Raw genomic sequence first — 16,102 nt, 5'->3', positions numbered from 1 at the left:
AGACCCCGGCACTACGCGGCCGTCCGGCCCGGCATCGCCGATGTCGCAGGCTTGATGTTCAGGTTGACCCGGAAGACATTGGATGGGTCGTAGGTTCGCTTAACCTGGCTCAGCCGCTCGTAATTTCCGCCATAGCTCGCCTGCAAGCGCGCGTCTCCTTCATCGTCCATCATGAAGTTCACGTAGCCGCCCTCGCCGTTATGGGGATGGACGCTCGCCCAGTAATTCCGTGCCCACGCGGTCAGGTCGGCGGCTTTGCCCGGATCGGGGTCGATGGCGGCGATGACCATCGACCAGCTTGCGTCACGCGCGTTCCAGGCGGTCTCGTCCTTGCCGACGCGGCGGACGGCGCCGTCAATCGGGTATAGATGCATGAGCGACAATTCGCTGGGCGCCTGGGCGGCCTGTGCGATATGGGTCGCGATCGCTTCGTCGGGAAGCGACTTGACGAAATCGCCCTTCCAGTACCATTGCAGGCCTTTCGGAAGGAGCGGGTCGAATAGCGACTGCATCGCCGGGAACGGCATTACGCCCATCCAGTTGAACATTGGCGGCGGCAAGGTGTCCAGCAGCGGCGCCATGGCCTTGCGCCCGTCCTCCTCCGTGCCGTTGTAGCACGAGATGATGGCACAGGCGCGCTTGCCCCAATGCTCGCGCGGGAAAGGATCGCTCGAAGGGACGGATTTGAGGCCGACGAAAGCGCCGAGGTCTTCCGGCGCTTCCGGCAGGTAGTCGCGATAGGTACGCATGACCGCCGACGCGTGCCTGGCGTCCCAGAACACCGGACCGCCGAAGATCATGTTCACCGGATGAGCCTGGAACAGGAAGCTGGTTACCACGCCAAAATTGCCGCCGCCGCCCCGGAGCGCCCAGAACAGGTCGGGATTCTCGCTTTTGCTGGCCTTCGCCATGCTGCCATCGGCCAGCACCAGATCGGCCTCGATCAGATTATCGATGGTGAGGCCGTATTTGCGCGTGAGATAGCCGGTTCCTCCACCGAGGGTAAGGCCGGCGACGCCCGTGGTCGAAACGATGCCGAACGGAACGGCGAGCGCGAAAGGATGGGTGGCGTGGTCCACGTCGCCCGAAGTGCAGCCGGGCGCGACCCTCACGGTGCGGGTTTTCGGGTCGACATGGACGCCTTTCATCATCGACAGGTCGATGACGAGACCGTTGTCGCAAATCCCCAATCCCGCGCCGTTGTGGCCGCCGCTGCGCACGGCGATGAGGAGGTCGTTTATGCGCGCGAACCTTACAGCGGTGATCACGTCGGCGACATCGACGCAGCGTGCAATCAGCGCCGGACTCTTGTCGATCATGCCGTTGTAGACCTTGCGGGCCTCCTCATAGCCGGCTTCGCCGCGCAGGATCAGCTCTCCGCGCAAGCCTTCACGCAGTTTTGCATAGGTTTCGTCGGTCATCGGTTTCCTCCCTGATCGCGCCCGCGCCATATGGTTTCGACGCGACGATTTATCTTGTTGCTTTGCTTGTGCCGTCCATCCGTCGGGTGCGCAGGATGGTGCAGGAGAGCACATTGCACCGATCCGGCTCCTCGCTGCTTCGCCCGAAAGGGCCAGTGGGGAAATGGCCCGGGAGAGCCATAGCGGGCAGGCGGAAGCCGTCATGGTAGCGAAAGCGCGTCGCGTCGAAAGGGACCGATGCGGCGCGCTTCAGATCGTTGTTCTATGGGCACCTTTGGGCGACATGCATTATTCGACGATGCGGAAAATCTGCCAGAGGCTGGTGCCCGACACGACGTAAGGCTCGATCTCCTTGCCCCATTTGGCATGCGCGTCGATCTTGCCGATCCTGGCGAAGAACTCTTCCAACTGGGCCAGGCTTTCGACCTGGTGGTGAGATTCGACCGTCGCCTCCCGCGCGCCGATCGAACCCGTCATGATCTGGAACTTCAGGTCGGCGACGCCGACCTGAAAACCGATCTCGGATTCCCATTTCCGCAAGAGGTCGAGCACGGTCTGCTTGTGTCCGAACCTGGCGTCGATCTGCCATCTGGCGCTGAACATGTTTTCCTCCTCCGAAGATGCGGCTGATGCCGCTTACTCGTCCCAGGCCTGCACGACGGTCTGCCGTGCAATCCGCCCGCCCTTGAGTTCCAGCATCGCCGCACAGAACACCTTGGTCCCGTCCGGGTAGGCGCAGGCTTGGGTGAAGGCGAGATTGTCGCCATCGGCAATGGTGGTATCGACCTTGTGGGTCATTGCCCGGCTGCAGATGTCGTCCCAGAATGTGCTGATCGCCGCTCGGCCGCGGATCTCGCGCGGCTTGCTCGGCGGATTATTGCGGTCGACGACCCGCAACACCGCATCGTCGGCGTAAAAGCTCGACAGCATCTGTCCGTCGCGCCCTTCGATGGCTTTCTTGATTGCCGCGCCGTCAACGGTCTGTGTCTTGGTCAGCATTTCGTCCTCCATGGGCCCGTCTTCCCGATCGGGCGGTTGATGAGCAAAGTGCTGCCCGGCGATCATCGCCGTGCAGCGATAGTGTCACTGCGACTTGGCCTTCACGGCCGCGAACACGTCGTCGGTCTGCTTCTTGAAGGCTGTGAGGTCGACCTGGCTGCCGTTGAGCATCGTCGACCAGTGGCGAACGATCGCCGCCATCGCCACCGCTTCCTTGATCTCCTCGTCGGTCGCGCCGTTGAGCTTGGCGGCCTCGGTGTGGAAGTAGACGCAGTACTGGCAAGGAATCTGCGAGGCGACGGCAAGCCCCATGAGTTCCTTGGTCTTGCCGTCGAGTGCGGTCTTGGGGTTGAGCTGCATCGACTTTATCTCGGCCCAGGCACCGGCGACCGCCACGTCAGGCAAAGTCCTGAACATGTCCGGTATGGAGCCGAGCGTGGCCTCTATGTCCTTGTATGCTGCCGTCGCCGAGGCATCCTCGGCCCGCGCCGGAGCCAGGGCCAGCAAGGCGCCGACGCCGGCCGCGATGACGAGCAATCTGGTCTTGCGACTTGATTTCACCATTTCATCCTCCCTTCGCAGTACCGTCACGGCGATATCGCCTGGCCTGCATGGGAAGAATTGATAATCCCCGACGCCATCGGCCGCTTCGCCCGAAAGCGCCATGGCCTTTATGGCCCGTGCGGGCCAGGGTTCCGTGCCGAAAACGCGGCCGCCGCCGCCCGCGACGGCAGGTCGAGCTTGAGCAATATGTTGGCGACGTGACGCTTGACCGTATGCTCGCTGAGGTTGAGCTCGGCGGCGATCGCGGCATTGCTTTTGCCGTCGGCGATCAGGCTCACCACCTCGCTTTCGCGCGCCGTCAGCGCGGCCGGTTCGGCAGGCCTGGGCTTGGATCGGCAGGCGGGTTCCAGATGCTGCTCGGACGTCGCAAGAACAAACGCCAACGGCTCGTCCAACTCGTCGAGCGCAATGCGTCCGCCATCGATGAAGTGTAGGCCGGAGCCGGTCGCCAGGTCGGAAACCAGCCGCGACGCCAGGATCTCGCCGCGGCTGGCATGGGCCGCAAGTTGTATGGTCACGCGTGCAGTCAAGCCGACCGGCGGTCCGCGCATCTCGATCTCGCCGACATGCACGCCCTGTGCACTGGCCACACCGATCTCCTGCGCCGCTTCGCGCAATGCCGCCGCGCAGCGTATGGCGCGCGCCGGACCGTCGAAGCGCGAGATCATCAGCTCGCCATGCGTGCCTGCGACACGTCCGCCATGGCGCCCCACCAGCAATCGCCAGGTCTCCTGGAATCGCTGGCTGCGCTCGCTCCACATGCGGTCGCCGAGGCGCGCCGTATCGTAGATACGCGTCACCAGCAATGCGGCGAGCACGCGCTCGCTGTCGGCCACGGCCGGCTCGCCGGTCAGGAATTCCTCGATCAGGTCGGCGACCCGGTCGACATCACCGGTCCACACCGGGTGGTCGCGCCCGGGGATTTCGACAAGCCGGGCGTTCGGGATTTTCCGGGCGAGAAAGCGGCTGGCATCGGGATCGACGCGCGCGTCGTTGCGGCGGTGGATCAGCAGCGTCGGCGCGCTGATCGCCGAGAGTATGCCGCGCACGTCTATGCCGGCATTCATTCGCGCCAGCGCCGCCGCCGCCGTTGGACTTGCCGACAGCCGCTCGAACCGCGACCACCAGGCGGCAAAGTGACTGTCTTCGACGCGGCCGGGCGCAAAATGCGGCAAGGTGGCGCCTGTGCCCCAGGCGGTTTCCGTCGTCGCGATGAATGCCTCCAGCCGTTCCGGCGGCATCACCCATCGGTGGAAATGGGCATAGCCGCCATAGAGCGCCAGGGCGCGTGTCCGCTCCGGATAGGTGGCGGCGAACAGCATGGCCATCGGAGCGCCTTCCGAGGCGCCGAGCAGGGCCGCGCGGCCGCTGCCGGCCGCGTCCATCACCGCACGCACGTCGTCCATGCGCGTTTCGAGGCTGGGGAGATGGTTGGCATCGACGCGGTCGGACAGGCCGGTGCCGCGCTTGTCGAATAGGATCAGCCTTGAGAAGGCGGAAAGCCGTTTCAGCAGCCTGCTATAGCCTTCATCCTCCCAATGCAGGTCGAGGTTGGAGATGAAGCCCGGCACGAAGACGAGATCGAACGCGCCTTGGCCGACCACCTGATAGGCGATCCGCACGTCGCCGCTACGGGCGTATCGGGTCTCGATCGGCCTCACGAGTTGTTCCGCCCGGCCTGACGATTTCGGATCGCCGACCATAGCAGAGCTGCGTCGCTTGCGGCAGCTTAAACTTTAGCGGAAGGAAATATAAGCGGACGCGAACCAATGGCTATTTTTGCGAGGCGGCTACGTCGCCTGGGGGAAGCTTGAGCCCGAGCTTCAGATCGGCCTCGGCGGGCGAGACCGGCTGCTTGATCCTGGTCGAGGCAGCCACGACGAGTTCATCGAAGCCGTCGCCGCCGCTGTCCAGCATCTCGAAGAACTGACGCCGCATCCTCGGCTCCCAGAATTTGTTGATATGCTCGGCCACCCCGGCCACGCCTTCTTCGCGCGGCCTGGAGTGGAAAAAGGCCGCGATCTGGTTGGCCATCCGCACCAGCTTCTCGCTGGTGCTCATGATGTGGTCTTCGTCATGCGACATGTTTGGCAACTCCGCGAACCACCCGGTCCGGATGGGTGAAAATATCGAAATCGTCGCCGCGAACCAAGGCCACCAGCGTCATGCCGGCCTGTTCGGCGGTGCGGACGGCGAGCGCGGTCGGCGCAGAGACGGCAATGATGAAGGGCGAGCCGATCGTCGCCGTCTTCTGCACCATCTCGACGGAGACGCGCGACGTCACCACTACCGCGCCGGTCGCGCCGTCGATGCCGGCCTTGGCCAATGCACCGGCCAGCTTGTCCAGTGCGTTGTGACGGCCAACATCCTCGCGCGCCATGACGGCGCCCTTGCCGGGGATATAGAAGCCGGCGGCGTGCACCGCGCCCGTCTCGCTGTGCAGCGGCTGCATCTTGGCGAGAAGCTTGACGGAACGGACGATGTCGCCGGCATCAAGCGTAAGTTTAGACGCACCAACCGAATCGACCGCGCGCATCGCTTCCTCGATGGATTCGATGCCGCAGAGCCCGCAGCCAACCGGTCCGGCGAGCCTGCGCCGCCGCGCCTCGAAGCGCGTGTTGGCCTGGTCCTTCAGTCGAATCTGGATGTCGATGCCGGCGCCGAGATCCTCGACCTCGATCGCCTCGATCTCTTCGGGTGAAGCGATGATGCCTTCGGTCAGCGAGAAACCGAGCGCGAAATCCTTCAAATCGGCCGGGCTCGCCATCATCACCGCGTGCGCCGTGCCGGCAAAGGAGAACGCCACCGGCGTTTCTTCCGGCACCATGCGGCGGGCCGCTGCCGTGCCGCTGGCGCGGCGAGCGAGACGGGACATTTCGGTGATGGCGGGGCGTTTGCGAGTCACGAGACGCACCCCTCGCGCCTTTCTTCTCCCCCGTCGATCGGGGAAGAGGTGTCGAGCGAAGCTCGACGAAGTAGGGGGCGATCAACCGTCAAGATTGAAGCTCTTATTGTCGAATGTCTCGTCCAAGTTCTACTCCGCCGCTTCCAGCGGGGCGATGCGGCGGCTGTTGCGCGCTTGCTCGTCATAGTCGCGTTGCCATTCCGATGGTCCGTTGGAGGCACCGACCTGCACTGCCGTCACCTTATATTCCGGACAGTTGGTCGCCCAGTCCGAAAAGTCCGTGGTGATGACGTTGGCCTGCGTGTCGGGATGGTGGAAGGTCGTATAGACCACGCCCGGTGACACCCTGTCGGTGATCTGCGCGCGCAGCGTCGTCTCGCCGGAGCGGCTGGTCAGCCGCACCCAGTCGCCGTCGCGCAGGCCGCGGTTCTCGGCGTCGTGCGGATGGATCTCCAGCCGGTCCTCGGAGTGCCACATGATATTGTCGGTGCGCCGCGTTTGCGCGCCGACATTGTACTGCGACAGGATCCGGCCGGTGGTCAAAAGCAGCGGGAAGCGTGGCCCGGTTCGCTCGTCCGTCGCCACATATTCGGTGCGGATGAACTTGCCCTTGCCGCGCACGAAGCCGTCGACATGCATGACCGGGGTGCCGAGAGGGGCCTTCTCATTGCAGGGCCACTGCACCGATCCGAGGCGGTCGAGCAACTCGAAGGAGACGCCGGCGAAGCTCGGCGTCGTCTTGGCGATTTCGTCCATGATCTCGGACGGATGCGCATAGTTCCAGTCCAGCCCGACGGAACGGGCAAGCTCCTGCGTCGCTTCCCAATCGGCGTAACGCGCCTTCGGTTCCAGCACCTTGCGCACCATGTTGATGCGGCGCTCGGCATTGGTGAAGGTGCCGTCCTTCTCAAGGAAGGTCGAGCCCGGCAGGAACACATGCGCGTAGTTCGCCGTCTCGTTGAGGAAAAGGTCGTGCACGACCACGCATTCCATCGCGGCCAGTCCGGCGGCGACATGCTTGGTGTCGGGATCGGACTGCAGGATGTCCTCGCCCTGGATGTAGATGCCCTTGAAGGAGCCGTCGACGGCGGCATCCAGCATGTTGGGGATACGCAGGCCGGGTTCGTCGTCCAGCTTCACGCCCCACAGGCTTTCATAGATGTCGCGCACCGCGTCGCCCGAGACATGGCGATAGCCTGGCAGTTCGTGCGGGAAGGAGCCCATGTCGCACGAGCCCTGCACGTTGTTCTGGCCGCGCAGCGGGTTCACGCCGACGCCCGGGCGACCGATATTGCCGGTGGCCATGGCGAGATTGGCAATCGCCATCACCGTGGTCGAGCCCTGGCTGTGCTCGGTGACGCCGAGGCCGTAGTAGATCGCCCCGTTGCCGCCCTTGGCGTAGAGACGTGCCGCACCGCGGATCAGTTCGGGATCGACGCCGGACAGCTTGCCGACGGTTTCGGGGCTGTTCTCCGGCAGGGCGACGAAGGACGCCCAGTCCTGGAATTCCGTCCAGTCGCAGCGCTCGCGGACGAAGGCCTCGTCGAACAGGCCTTCGGTGACGATGACATGTGCGAGCGCCGTCAGCACGGCGACATTGGTGCCGGGCTTCAGCGGCAGGTGGTAGTCGGCTTCGATATGCGCCGACTTGACCATCTCGGTGCGGCGCGGGTCGAGCACGATCAGCTTGGCCCCCTGGCGCAGCCGCTTCTTCAGCCGCGAGGCGAACACCGGGTGTGCGGAAGCCGGATTGGCGCCGATGATGACGGCGACGTCGGTGAATTCGACGGAATCGAAATCCTGCGTGCCGGCCGAGGTGCCGTAGGTCTGGCCGAGCCCGTAGCCGGTCGGCGAATGGCAGACGCGCGCGCAGGTATCGACATTGTTGTTGCGGAAGCCCTGGCGCACCAGCTTCTGGACCAGATAGGTCTCCTCATTGGTGCAACGCGACGAGGTGATGCCGCCGATCGCCGTACGTCCGTACTGGTACTGGATGCGGCGGAACTCCTTGGCCGTGTGGGCGATCGCCTCCTCCCAACTCACTTCGCGCCAGGGATCGCTGACCTTCTCGCGGATCATCGGCGACAGGATGCGGTCCTTGTGAGTGGCATAGCCATAGGCGAAGCGGCCCTTCACGCAGGAATGGCCGTGATTGGCCTTGCCCTCCTTGTAGGGCATCATGCGGATGACCTCGTCGTCCTTCACTTCGGCCTTGAACGAGCAGCCGACGCCGCAATAGGCGCAGGTGGTGACGGCCGAGCGTTCCGGCAGGCCCTTGGCGAGCACTGTCTTCTCGCGCAGCGCATCGGTCGGGCAGGCCTGCACGCAGGCGCCGCAGGACACGCATTCGGAAGCGATGAAATCCTCGTGCATGCCGGCGACCATGCGCGATTCGAAGCCGCGGCCCTCGATCGTCAGCGCAAACGTGCCCTGCACCTCTTCGCAGGCCCGCACGCAACGCGAACAGACGATGCATTGCGCCGGATCATAGGTGAAATACGGATTGGATTCGTCACGCGCGACGTAGTCGACGGCCAGCGAGCCGTGGCCGGGCGCGACGCCATCCTCCTTGACGTGATTGCGGCCTTCGACGCCGTAGCGGTTCTCGGTCAGGCCAACCGACTTCGCCACCGCGTCGAACTCACTGGCGCCGGTGCCGGCCTTCTGGTTCCAGCCCACCGGATGGTCGGAGACATAGAGTTCCATGACGCCGCGGCGAATGGCGTCGAGCCGTTCCGACTGCGTGCGCACCACCATGCCTTCGCCGACAGGCGTCGTGCAGGACGCCGGCGTGCCGCCGCGCCCTTCGATCTCGACCAGGCAAACGCGGCAGGAACCGAACGAGTCCAGCATGTCCGTGGCGCATAGCTTCGGGATCTCGACCCCGCTTTCCATCGCGGCGCGCATGATCGACGTGCCTTCCGGCACGCTGATGCTGCGGCCGTCGACGGCCAGCGTGATCCGCTTCTCAGCTTTCGATTGCGGAGTTCCGTAATCGATCTCTTCGATGAGCGTCGGGAAGTCGGCCTTGATGTTCATCTGCCAGCTCCTATTCAGCAGCCACGCGCGCCGGCGCGGGCTTGAAATCCTCGGGGAAATGCGTGATCGAGCTCATCACCGGGTAGGGCGTGAAGCCGCCCAGCGCGCAGAGCGATCCGAACTTCATCGTGTTGCAGAGGTCGGTGACCAGAGCGAGGTTCTTCTCGGGCTCTATGCCGGCGGCGAGCCTGTCGATGGTTTCCACCCCGCGCGTCGCGCCGATGCGGCAGGGCGTGCACTTGCCGCAGCTTTCGATGGCGCAGAACTCCATGGCGAAGCGCGCCTGCTTCAGCATGTCGGCAGTGTCGTCGAACACGGTGATGCCGGCATGGCCGATCAGTCCATCGCGCTTGGCGAATTCCTCGTAATCGAACGGCGTGTCGAACAAAGCGCGCGGAAAATACGCGCCGAGTGGACCGCCGACCTGCACCGCTTTCACCGGCCGGCCGGTGGCCGTGCCGCCGCCGATATCGTCGACGATTTCGCCCAGTGTCATGCCGAAAGCCGCCTCGAACAGGCCGCCACGCTTGACGTTGCCGGCGATCTGGATCGGGATCGTGCCGCGCGAGCGGCCCATGCCGAAATCCTTGTAGTAGGCGGCGCCCTTGTCCATGATGACAGGCACCGAAGCCAGCGAGATGACGTTGTTGATCACCGTAGGCTTGCCGAAAAGGCCTTGGATTGCCGGCAGCGGCGGCTTGGCGCGCACCACGCCGCGCTTGCCTTCCAGGCTGTTCAGAAGCGAGGTCTCCTCGCCGCAGACATAGGCGCCCGCGCCGACGCGGATCTCCATGTCGAAGGCGGTGGCCGAACCGAGCACGCTGACGCCGAGCACGCCGGCCTTGCGGGCGACCTCGACGGCCTTGTTCATGACCGCCACCGCATGCGGATATTCCGAGCGGATGTAGACGAAGCCCTTGGTCGCGCCGGTGGCGATGCCGGCGATCGCCATGCCTTCGATCAGCACGAAGGGATCGCCCTCCATGATCATGCGGTCGGCGAAGGTGGCGCTGTCGCCCTCGTCGGCGTTGCAGACGATGTATTTGCGCTCGGATGTCGTATCGAGCACGGTCTTCCATTTGATGCCGGTCGGGAAGCCGGCGCCGCCGCGGCCGCGCAGCCCCGAGTCAGTGACCTGCTTGACGATGTCGGCCGGGGCCATGGCCACCGCGTTCTGCAGGCCCTTCAGTCCGCCAAGCGACTTATAGGCGTCGAGTGACAGCGGGTCGTTGATGCCGCAGCGCGCGAAGGTCAGACGGGTCTGCTTGGCCAGGAACGGGATCTTGTCCGGCGCGCCCAGCCAGCGCTTGTGGTGGCCGCCTGTGAGAAAGCCATTGTCGAACAGGCTCTTGACGTCGGACGGCTTCACCGGCCCGTAGGCGACGCGGCCGTTTGCTGTGGCGACCTCGACCATAGGCTCTAGGAAATAGGCGCCGCGCGACCCGTTGCGGACGATCTTGGCCTCAACGCCGCGCTCGGCGAGTTCAGCGCGAACTGCCTTGGCGACCCTTTCGGCACCGAGCGCCAGCGCGCCGGAGTCGCCGGGAATGTAGATGCGCGGGATCATGAGCGCACCTTTGCGACGATTTCTTCGATCTTCTCGTTGTCGAGCCGCCCGATCACCTCGCCATCGAGCATCGCCGAGGGCGAGCAGGCGCACAGCCCGAGGCAATAAACCGGCTCCAGGGTCACCGAACCGTCTTTCGCCGTCTCGTGGAAATCAATGCCGAGCAATTGCTTGATCCTGGCGGCGACCACGTCGGAACCCATCGACTGGCAAGCTTCGGCCTGGCAGAGCTTGAGCACATGCCGGCCTGCCGGGCGGGCGCGGAAATCGTGATAGAAGGTGACGACGCCGTGCACCTCTGCTCTGGAAAGGTTCAGTCCGTCGGCAATGACCGGGAGTGCTGCCTGCGGCACATGGCCGAACTCTTCCTGAATGTTATGGAGGATCGGCAGCAGCGGACCTTCGAGATATTTCAGCTCCTGGATGATCGCGGCCGTGCGCGATGCGATCTCGGTACTTGCAGGCTGCATCGTCACGCAGCGCCCTCCCTGGTCGGTGGCTTTATCGCTAAGTCTTTACAAAATCAGGAGAAACCCCTGAAATCAATAAAGCTGATCCGTCGCTCGATAGAAATTTTCTATCGAGCTCCAGCGCCTGCATTCCCTAACCTACCGGTGGGCGCGGAAATCGTCTGCAAGCGCCATCGCCTCGTCCAGCAGCGCCGAAACCAGCGGCGTATGCGGTTCGCGCAACGCGGCCACCAGCCCGACCGTGTGGCTGGCGTCCGGCTCGACGATCGGGATAGCCCTGATAGGTTCGGAAAAGCCGAACGTTTCCGTGAGGTTGAGCGGCATGATCGAGGACCATTTGCCCGTGCGGATATGCGAGAACAGCACGATCATCGAATTGGATTCCAGCGTCGGCCGGACCTCGACACCGGCCTCGGCCAGGTGCTGGTCGATGATGCGGCGGTTCTGCATGTCCGGGGTCAGCAGGCAGAGCGGCAGGTGGCTGATCTCGGCCCATGTCACCTTGTCGCGGTCGGAATAGGGGTTTCCGATGGCGGTGATCAGCTGATAGCGCTCATCGTAGAGTGGTACGCTGGTCACTCGTCCGAGCGGTTCGTTGTCGAGATAGGTGATGCCGGCGTCTATATCGAAATTGCCGAGCAGCGACAGCACTTCGATCGAGGTCCGGGACAGTACCGAGAAGGTGACGCCGGGGTGTTTTTCGCGGAATGGCGTCGTCAGCCGCGCCACCATGGCGAGCGCGGTGGGAATGGCGGCGATGCGGATACGTCCCGACAAGCCGTGCCGCGCCGCCCGCATCTCCTCGCGCATGGTTCTGGTATCGCCGACGATGCGGCGCGCCCACACCAGCACCTGCTTGCCCTCCGGGGTCAGGCCCTGGAAGCGCGAGCCGCGCAGGACCAGCATCACGCCCAGCTGACCCTCAAGTTGCTTGATGCCGGCCGACAAGGTGGGCTGGGTGACGCCGCACACTTCGGCAGCCCGCCCGAAATGCTCTTCCTTGGCCAGCGCGATGAAAAATTCCAGCTTGTCGATCATATCTGAAGCTAACCGCCGCCGCCGCACCGCGCCAGAGGGCTGCCGGCCACTGCGATGTCGATCGCCCCAAGCCGATGCTTGATCGCAGAAACCTATCGGTCGACGAGATTGAGGATGTTGCCGTCCGGATCCTTGAACCAGGCGACCTTCATGCCGTGACCGACATGGATGTCGCCTTCCAGTGTCAGGCCGGGCATCTCGTAGTGCTCGAACGCAACGCCTTTCGATTTCAGCCCGCTGACGACGGTGTCGATCTCATCGCCGACCGTCCACGTCACCGCCGTCGCCTTGTTGGTTCCGGCGAACTGAGAGCGATAGACATTGATCGTGGTGTCGCCGCTTTTGTACACGATCAGTTCGCCACCCTCGTCATGCACCTGTTTCAGGCCGAGCGTCCCCTCGTAGAAAGCCTTTGCCTTCGCCAGCTCTTTCACCGCGAGGTTGGCCGTCGCGTTGCTGTTTGCAAGCATGATCGTTTCTCCTTCGCTGCTTGTCGTCCCCGGCGTCTCCTTGGAAATAGGTCGCTCCGGTCGCTTGACGACCCCCGCTTTGCCGGCGGCCAGCCAATTGCGAGCGGTGCCTGCAATTGGCTGCATCCACATCTTTCAGCCGGCTTACTGTTCCCCATGGGCGCGTGCGGCGCTATGTGGATGGAACTGGTGCGCCGGGAGGGACGAACATGCTGGGCTGGTTCCGCAAGCTGTTGCCGCGCGAAGATCGCTTCTTCGACCTGTTCGAGCGGCATTCCCGCACGGTGGTCGGTGGCGCGGAGGCCCTGCAGCAGCTCCTCCTGGGCAAGGACATCGAGCATTGGTGCCAAAAGATCGTCGATCTCGAGGACGAGGCCGACCATATCACCGCCGAAGTCCTGCTTGCCGTGCGGCGCTCATTCATCACGCCTTTCGACCGCGGCGATATCAAGGACCTGATCCAGTCGATGGATGACGCCATCGACATGATGCACAAGACCGTCAAGACGGTGCGGCTGTTCGAGAAGAGGGAATTCGATCCGCTGATGCAGGAAATGGGCGCCGTCATTGTCGATGCCGCCAGGCTCGTCGCGGAGGCGATCCCGCTGCTGGCCAAGGTCGGCGCCAACAGTGCGCGCCTGAACGAACTCGCCGAGGAAGTCATGCGTGCCGAAGGCCGAGCCGACGATCTGCATGAGCAGGGCCTGAAGGATCTCTTCAGGCGGCACGGCCGCAGCGATGCGATGGCCTATCTGATCGGCTCGGAGATCTATGGCCAATTGGAGAAGGTGGTCGACCGCTTCGAGGACGTCGCCAACGAGATCAGCGGCATCGTCATCGAGAACGTCTAGGCGATGGAAGTCGCGATCGCCTTTCCCCTGCTGGTCGGCCTTGTCGCCGTCGCGCTGTTCTTCGATTTCCTCAACGGCCTGCACGACGCCGCCAACTCGATCGCCACCATTGTCTCGACCCGGGTGCTGAGACCGCATTACGCGGTGTTCTGGGCGGCCTTCTTCAATTTCATCGCCTTCATGTTCTTTGGCCTCCATGTCGCCGAAACCGTGGGCAAGGGTATCATCGATGCAAGCATCGTCACCCCGGCGGTGATCTTCGCCGCCCTGGTCGGCGCCATCGTCTGGAACATCGTCACCTGGATCGCCGGCATCCCATCGAGCAGTTCGCATGCGTTGATCGGCGGATTGGTGGGGGCAGGCGTCGCAAAGGCCGGCACGGGTGCCATCGTCTGGGCGGGGCTCGGCAAGACGGTCGCCGCCATCGTCCTGTCGCCGGCGACGGGCTTTGTCCTGGCGCTTCTCCTGATCCTGGTGGTTTCCTGGCTGTTCGTGCGCCAGACGCCGTTTGCCGTCGACAGTACCTTCCGTGTCATGCAGTTCTTTTCCGCCTCCCTCTATTCGCTCGGTCATGGCGGCAACGATGCGCAAAAGACCATGGGCATCATCGCCGTGCTGCTCTATTCCCAAGGCATGCTCGGAACGGATTTCTACGTGCCGCTCTGGGTGGTCCTGACTTGCCAGTCGGCATTGGCGCTGGGCACGCTGTTCGGCGGTTGGCGCATCGTCCACACGATGGGCTCGAAGATCACCAGGCTCAACCCGATGCAGGGATTCTGCGCCGAGACCGGCGGCGCCATCACCCTCTTCGCCGCGACATGGCTCGGTGTTCCGGTTTCGACCACGCACACCATCACCGGCGCCATCATCGGCGTCGGCGCCGCCCGCCGTGTCTCGGCGGTGCGCTGGGGCATAGCCGGCAACATCGTCATCGCATGGGTCGTCACCTTGCCGGCGACGGCGGCGATTTCTGCACTGACCTATCTGGCGGTTCGCCTGGCAGGCTGATGTCGCGGCCTGGCGCTTGGAGCCGCCGGCGATCTGCACTATGTGAGCAGCAGCCGAACGCCAGGGAAGCAACAGCCATGTCCGTCACCAAGGAAACCGTCATCGAGCGCCTGAAAACGGTCAATGGCCCCGATTTCACCGGCAACATCGTCGACCTCGGCATGGTTTCCGAGATTTTCATCGCCGATTCGAAAGTGTTCTTCTCGATCACCGTTCCGGCCGCCAGGGCGCAGGAGATGGAGCCATTGCGCGCCGCGGCCGAGCGTGTCGTGAAAGCTATTCCTGGTGTCGCCGGCGCCGTCGTCGCCTTGACGGCGGAGAAGAAGGGCGGCGGCATGGAGGCGCCTGTCGCGGCGCGCCCGGCGCCACGTCCCGCCCCGCCCGTTGCCGCGCCGCGCCCGGCGCCCCATGCGCCTGCCTCGCACAGCCAGGGCAAGCGCGGCGTGCCCGGCATCGAGGCGATCATCGCGGTTGCGTCCGGCAAGGGCGGTGTCGGCAAGTCGACCACAGCCGTCAATCTGGCCCTCGGCCTCGCCGCCAACGGGCTGAAAGTGGGCGTGCTCGATGCCGACATCTATGGCCCGTCCATGCCAAGGCTGCTCAACATCCGCGGCCGGCCGCAGACCGTCGACGGCAAGATCCTGAAACCGATGCAGAATTACGGTCTCAAGGTGATGTCGATGGGCTTCCTCGTCGACGAGGAAACGCCGATGATCTGGCGCGGGCCGATGGTGATGTCGGCGCTGACGCAGATGCTGCGCGAAGTCGAATGGGGGCCGCTCGACGTGCTCGTCGTCGATATGCCCCCTGGCACCGGTGACGCCCAGCTCACCATGGCCCAGCAGGTGCCGTTGGCCGGCGCGGTCATCGTCTCGACGCCGCAGGATCTGGCCCTGATCGATGCTCGCAAGGGCCTCAACATGTTCAGGAAAGTCGACGTGCCGCTGCTCGGCATCGTCGAGAACATGAGCTATTTCCTCGCCCCCGACACCGGCAAGCGCTACGACATCTTCGGCCATGGCGGCGCACGCCGTGAGGCCGAGCGCCTCGGCGTCACCTTCCTTGGCGAGGTGCCGCTGGAGATGGGCATTCGCGAAAGCTCGGATGAAGGTGCGCCGGTGGTGGCATCGAAGCCCGACAGTGCCGAAGCGAAGATCTATCGCGATATCGCTTCGAAGGTCTGGGACAGGGTCAACGAAGAGCGCGGCGCGGCCGCGGACGCCGTGCCGAGCATCGTCTTCGAGTAATTTTCGTCCAGGCGGCGCTAACGCTGGATAGACCAGCCTAAGCAGCCCCCACCTTCTCGCCGAAGCTCGAAAAGAACTGTCCCGCCAATTTCTTCGAGGTCGATTCGATCAGCCGACTGCCGAGCTGGGCGATCTTGCCGCCGACTTCGGCCTTGGCAGCGTATTTGAGCACCGTCGCGTCCGCCCCATCCTCGGTCAGCGTCACGTCGGCGCCGCCCTTGGCGAAGCCGGCGATGCCGCCCTTGCCTTCGCCCTGGATCGTGTAGGCATGCGGGGGATTGAGATTTCTCAGCGTCACCTCGCCGTTGAAGGTCGCCTTGATCGGGCCGATCTTCAGCACCACCGTCGCCGCCATCTCGGTCGGCGACTTCATTTCGAGGCTCTGGCAGCCGGGGATGCTTTCTCTCAGCACCGCCGGATCGTTCAGCGCTTCCCAAACTTTCTGGAGGGGTGCGGCGATGCGCTCCTCGCCCTCGATCACCAAAGCCATCAGAACCTCCCGGACGACCAATGTCGGATTGTT

The 16,102-nt window shown here is 64.2% G+C and carries 16 protein-coding genes; 3 read left to right on the top strand and 13 right to left on the bottom strand.

What is annotated here, in order from left to right:
• Nucleotides 1-11: 11 nt before the first annotated feature.
• The 12 genes from FJ946_RS14680 to FJ946_RS14625 form a co-directional block, all read right to left on the bottom strand.
• A complete protein-coding gene (locus FJ946_RS14680) occupies nucleotides 12-1,421 on the bottom strand; it encodes an FAD-binding oxidoreductase (RefSeq protein ID WP_140497052.1) in 1,410 nt (469 codons plus the stop codon).
• A 288-nt stretch (nucleotides 1,422-1,709) separates the two neighbouring features.
• Nucleotides 1,710-2,024 carry a hypothetical protein gene (locus tag FJ946_RS14675; RefSeq protein ID WP_140513020.1) on the bottom strand — a complete coding sequence of 105 codons (315 nt, stop codon included), beginning with the start codon at nucleotides 2,022-2,024 and terminating at the stop codon, nucleotides 1,710-1,712.
• 33 nt (nucleotides 2,025-2,057) lie between these two features.
• Nucleotides 2,058-2,486 carry a nuclear transport factor 2 family protein gene (locus FJ946_RS14670; RefSeq protein ID WP_224680761.1) on the bottom strand — a complete coding sequence of 143 codons (429 nt, stop codon included), beginning with the start codon at nucleotides 2,484-2,486 and terminating at the stop codon, nucleotides 2,058-2,060.
• Nucleotides 2,487-2,504: 18 nt separating this feature from the next.
• On the bottom strand, nucleotides 2,505-2,984 hold the full coding sequence (locus FJ946_RS14665; protein WP_140513022.1) for a carboxymuconolactone decarboxylase family protein: 480 nt from the start codon (nucleotides 2,982-2,984) through the stop codon (nucleotides 2,505-2,507).
• Nucleotides 2,985-3,091: 107 nt separating this feature from the next.
• Nucleotides 3,092-4,645, bottom strand: coding sequence for an alpha/beta fold hydrolase (locus FJ946_RS14660; RefSeq protein WP_140497048.1), 1,554 nt, complete (start codon nucleotides 4,643-4,645; stop codon nucleotides 3,092-3,094).
• Between the two features lie 112 nt (nucleotides 4,646-4,757).
• The gene (locus FJ946_RS14655) at nucleotides 4,758-5,069 is read right to left on the bottom strand and encodes a formate dehydrogenase subunit delta (protein WP_140497046.1); all 312 of its coding nucleotides are present in this window, start codon (nucleotides 5,067-5,069) and stop codon (nucleotides 4,758-4,760) included.
• Nucleotides 5,059-5,889 (bottom strand): formate dehydrogenase accessory sulfurtransferase FdhD, encoded by an 831-nt coding sequence (gene fdhD / locus FJ946_RS14650; RefSeq protein WP_140513024.1) that lies wholly within the window; start codon nucleotides 5,887-5,889, stop codon nucleotides 5,059-5,061. The genes FJ946_RS14655 and fdhD overlap by 11 nt, the downstream gene beginning before the upstream one ends.
• A gap of 129 nt (nucleotides 5,890-6,018) precedes the next feature.
• Nucleotides 6,019-8,928 (bottom strand): formate dehydrogenase subunit alpha, encoded by a 2,910-nt coding sequence (fdhF, locus tag FJ946_RS14645; protein ID WP_140564916.1) that lies wholly within the window; start codon nucleotides 8,926-8,928, stop codon nucleotides 6,019-6,021.
• Nucleotides 8,929-8,938: 10 nt separating this feature from the next.
• Nucleotides 8,939-10,495: an NADH-quinone oxidoreductase subunit NuoF gene (locus FJ946_RS14640; RefSeq protein ID WP_140564914.1), complete on the bottom strand. Its 1,557-nt coding sequence runs from the start codon at nucleotides 10,493-10,495 to the stop codon at nucleotides 8,939-8,941.
• A complete protein-coding gene (locus FJ946_RS14635) occupies nucleotides 10,492-10,971 on the bottom strand; it encodes a formate dehydrogenase subunit gamma (protein ID WP_140564912.1) in 480 nt (159 codons plus the stop codon). Before FJ946_RS14635 ends, FJ946_RS14640 begins: the two co-directional genes overlap by 4 nt.
• 132 nt (nucleotides 10,972-11,103) lie before the next feature.
• Nucleotides 11,104-12,003: a LysR family transcriptional regulator gene (locus FJ946_RS14630; protein WP_140523710.1), complete on the bottom strand. Its 900-nt coding sequence runs from the start codon at nucleotides 12,001-12,003 to the stop codon at nucleotides 11,104-11,106.
• Between the two features lie 92 nt (nucleotides 12,004-12,095).
• Nucleotides 12,096-12,473 carry a VOC family protein gene (locus tag FJ946_RS14625; RefSeq protein ID WP_140513034.1) on the bottom strand — a complete coding sequence of 126 codons (378 nt, stop codon included), beginning with the start codon at nucleotides 12,471-12,473 and terminating at the stop codon, nucleotides 12,096-12,098.
• A 209-nt stretch (nucleotides 12,474-12,682) separates the two neighbouring features.
• Between FJ946_RS14625 and FJ946_RS14620 the strand changes: the two genes are divergently transcribed.
• The 3 genes from FJ946_RS14620 to FJ946_RS14610 all read left to right on the top strand — a co-directional run bounded on the left by FJ946_RS14620 (nucleotide 12,683) and on the right by FJ946_RS14610 (nucleotide 15,579).
• The gene (locus FJ946_RS14620) at nucleotides 12,683-13,324 is read left to right on the top strand and encodes a DUF47 domain-containing protein (protein ID WP_140550195.1); all 642 of its coding nucleotides are present in this window, start codon (nucleotides 12,683-12,685) and stop codon (nucleotides 13,322-13,324) included.
• 3 nt (nucleotides 13,325-13,327) lie between these two features.
• Entirely contained in the window at nucleotides 13,328-14,332 is a 1,005-nt protein-coding gene (locus FJ946_RS14615; protein ID WP_140497030.1) for an inorganic phosphate transporter, read from the top strand.
• A 77-nt stretch (nucleotides 14,333-14,409) separates the two neighbouring features.
• A complete protein-coding gene (locus FJ946_RS14610; RefSeq protein WP_140497028.1) occupies nucleotides 14,410-15,579 on the top strand; it encodes an Mrp/NBP35 family ATP-binding protein in 1,170 nt (389 codons plus the stop codon).
• Between the two features lie 37 nt (nucleotides 15,580-15,616).
• Here the strand turns inward: FJ946_RS14610 and FJ946_RS14605 are convergent, their stop codons facing one another.
• Nucleotides 15,617-16,069, bottom strand: coding sequence for a carbon monoxide dehydrogenase subunit G (locus FJ946_RS14605; RefSeq protein WP_140497026.1), 453 nt, complete (start codon nucleotides 16,067-16,069; stop codon nucleotides 15,617-15,619).
• Nucleotides 16,070-16,102 lie beyond the last annotated feature (33 nt).

The organism is Mesorhizobium sp. B2-4-7, from assembly GCF_006442685.1.
GTDB lineage: Bacteria > Pseudomonadota > Alphaproteobacteria > Rhizobiales > Rhizobiaceae > Mesorhizobium.
Note: the sequence above shows the minus strand (reverse complement) of the source record. Positions and strands in the feature narration are given on the sequence as shown.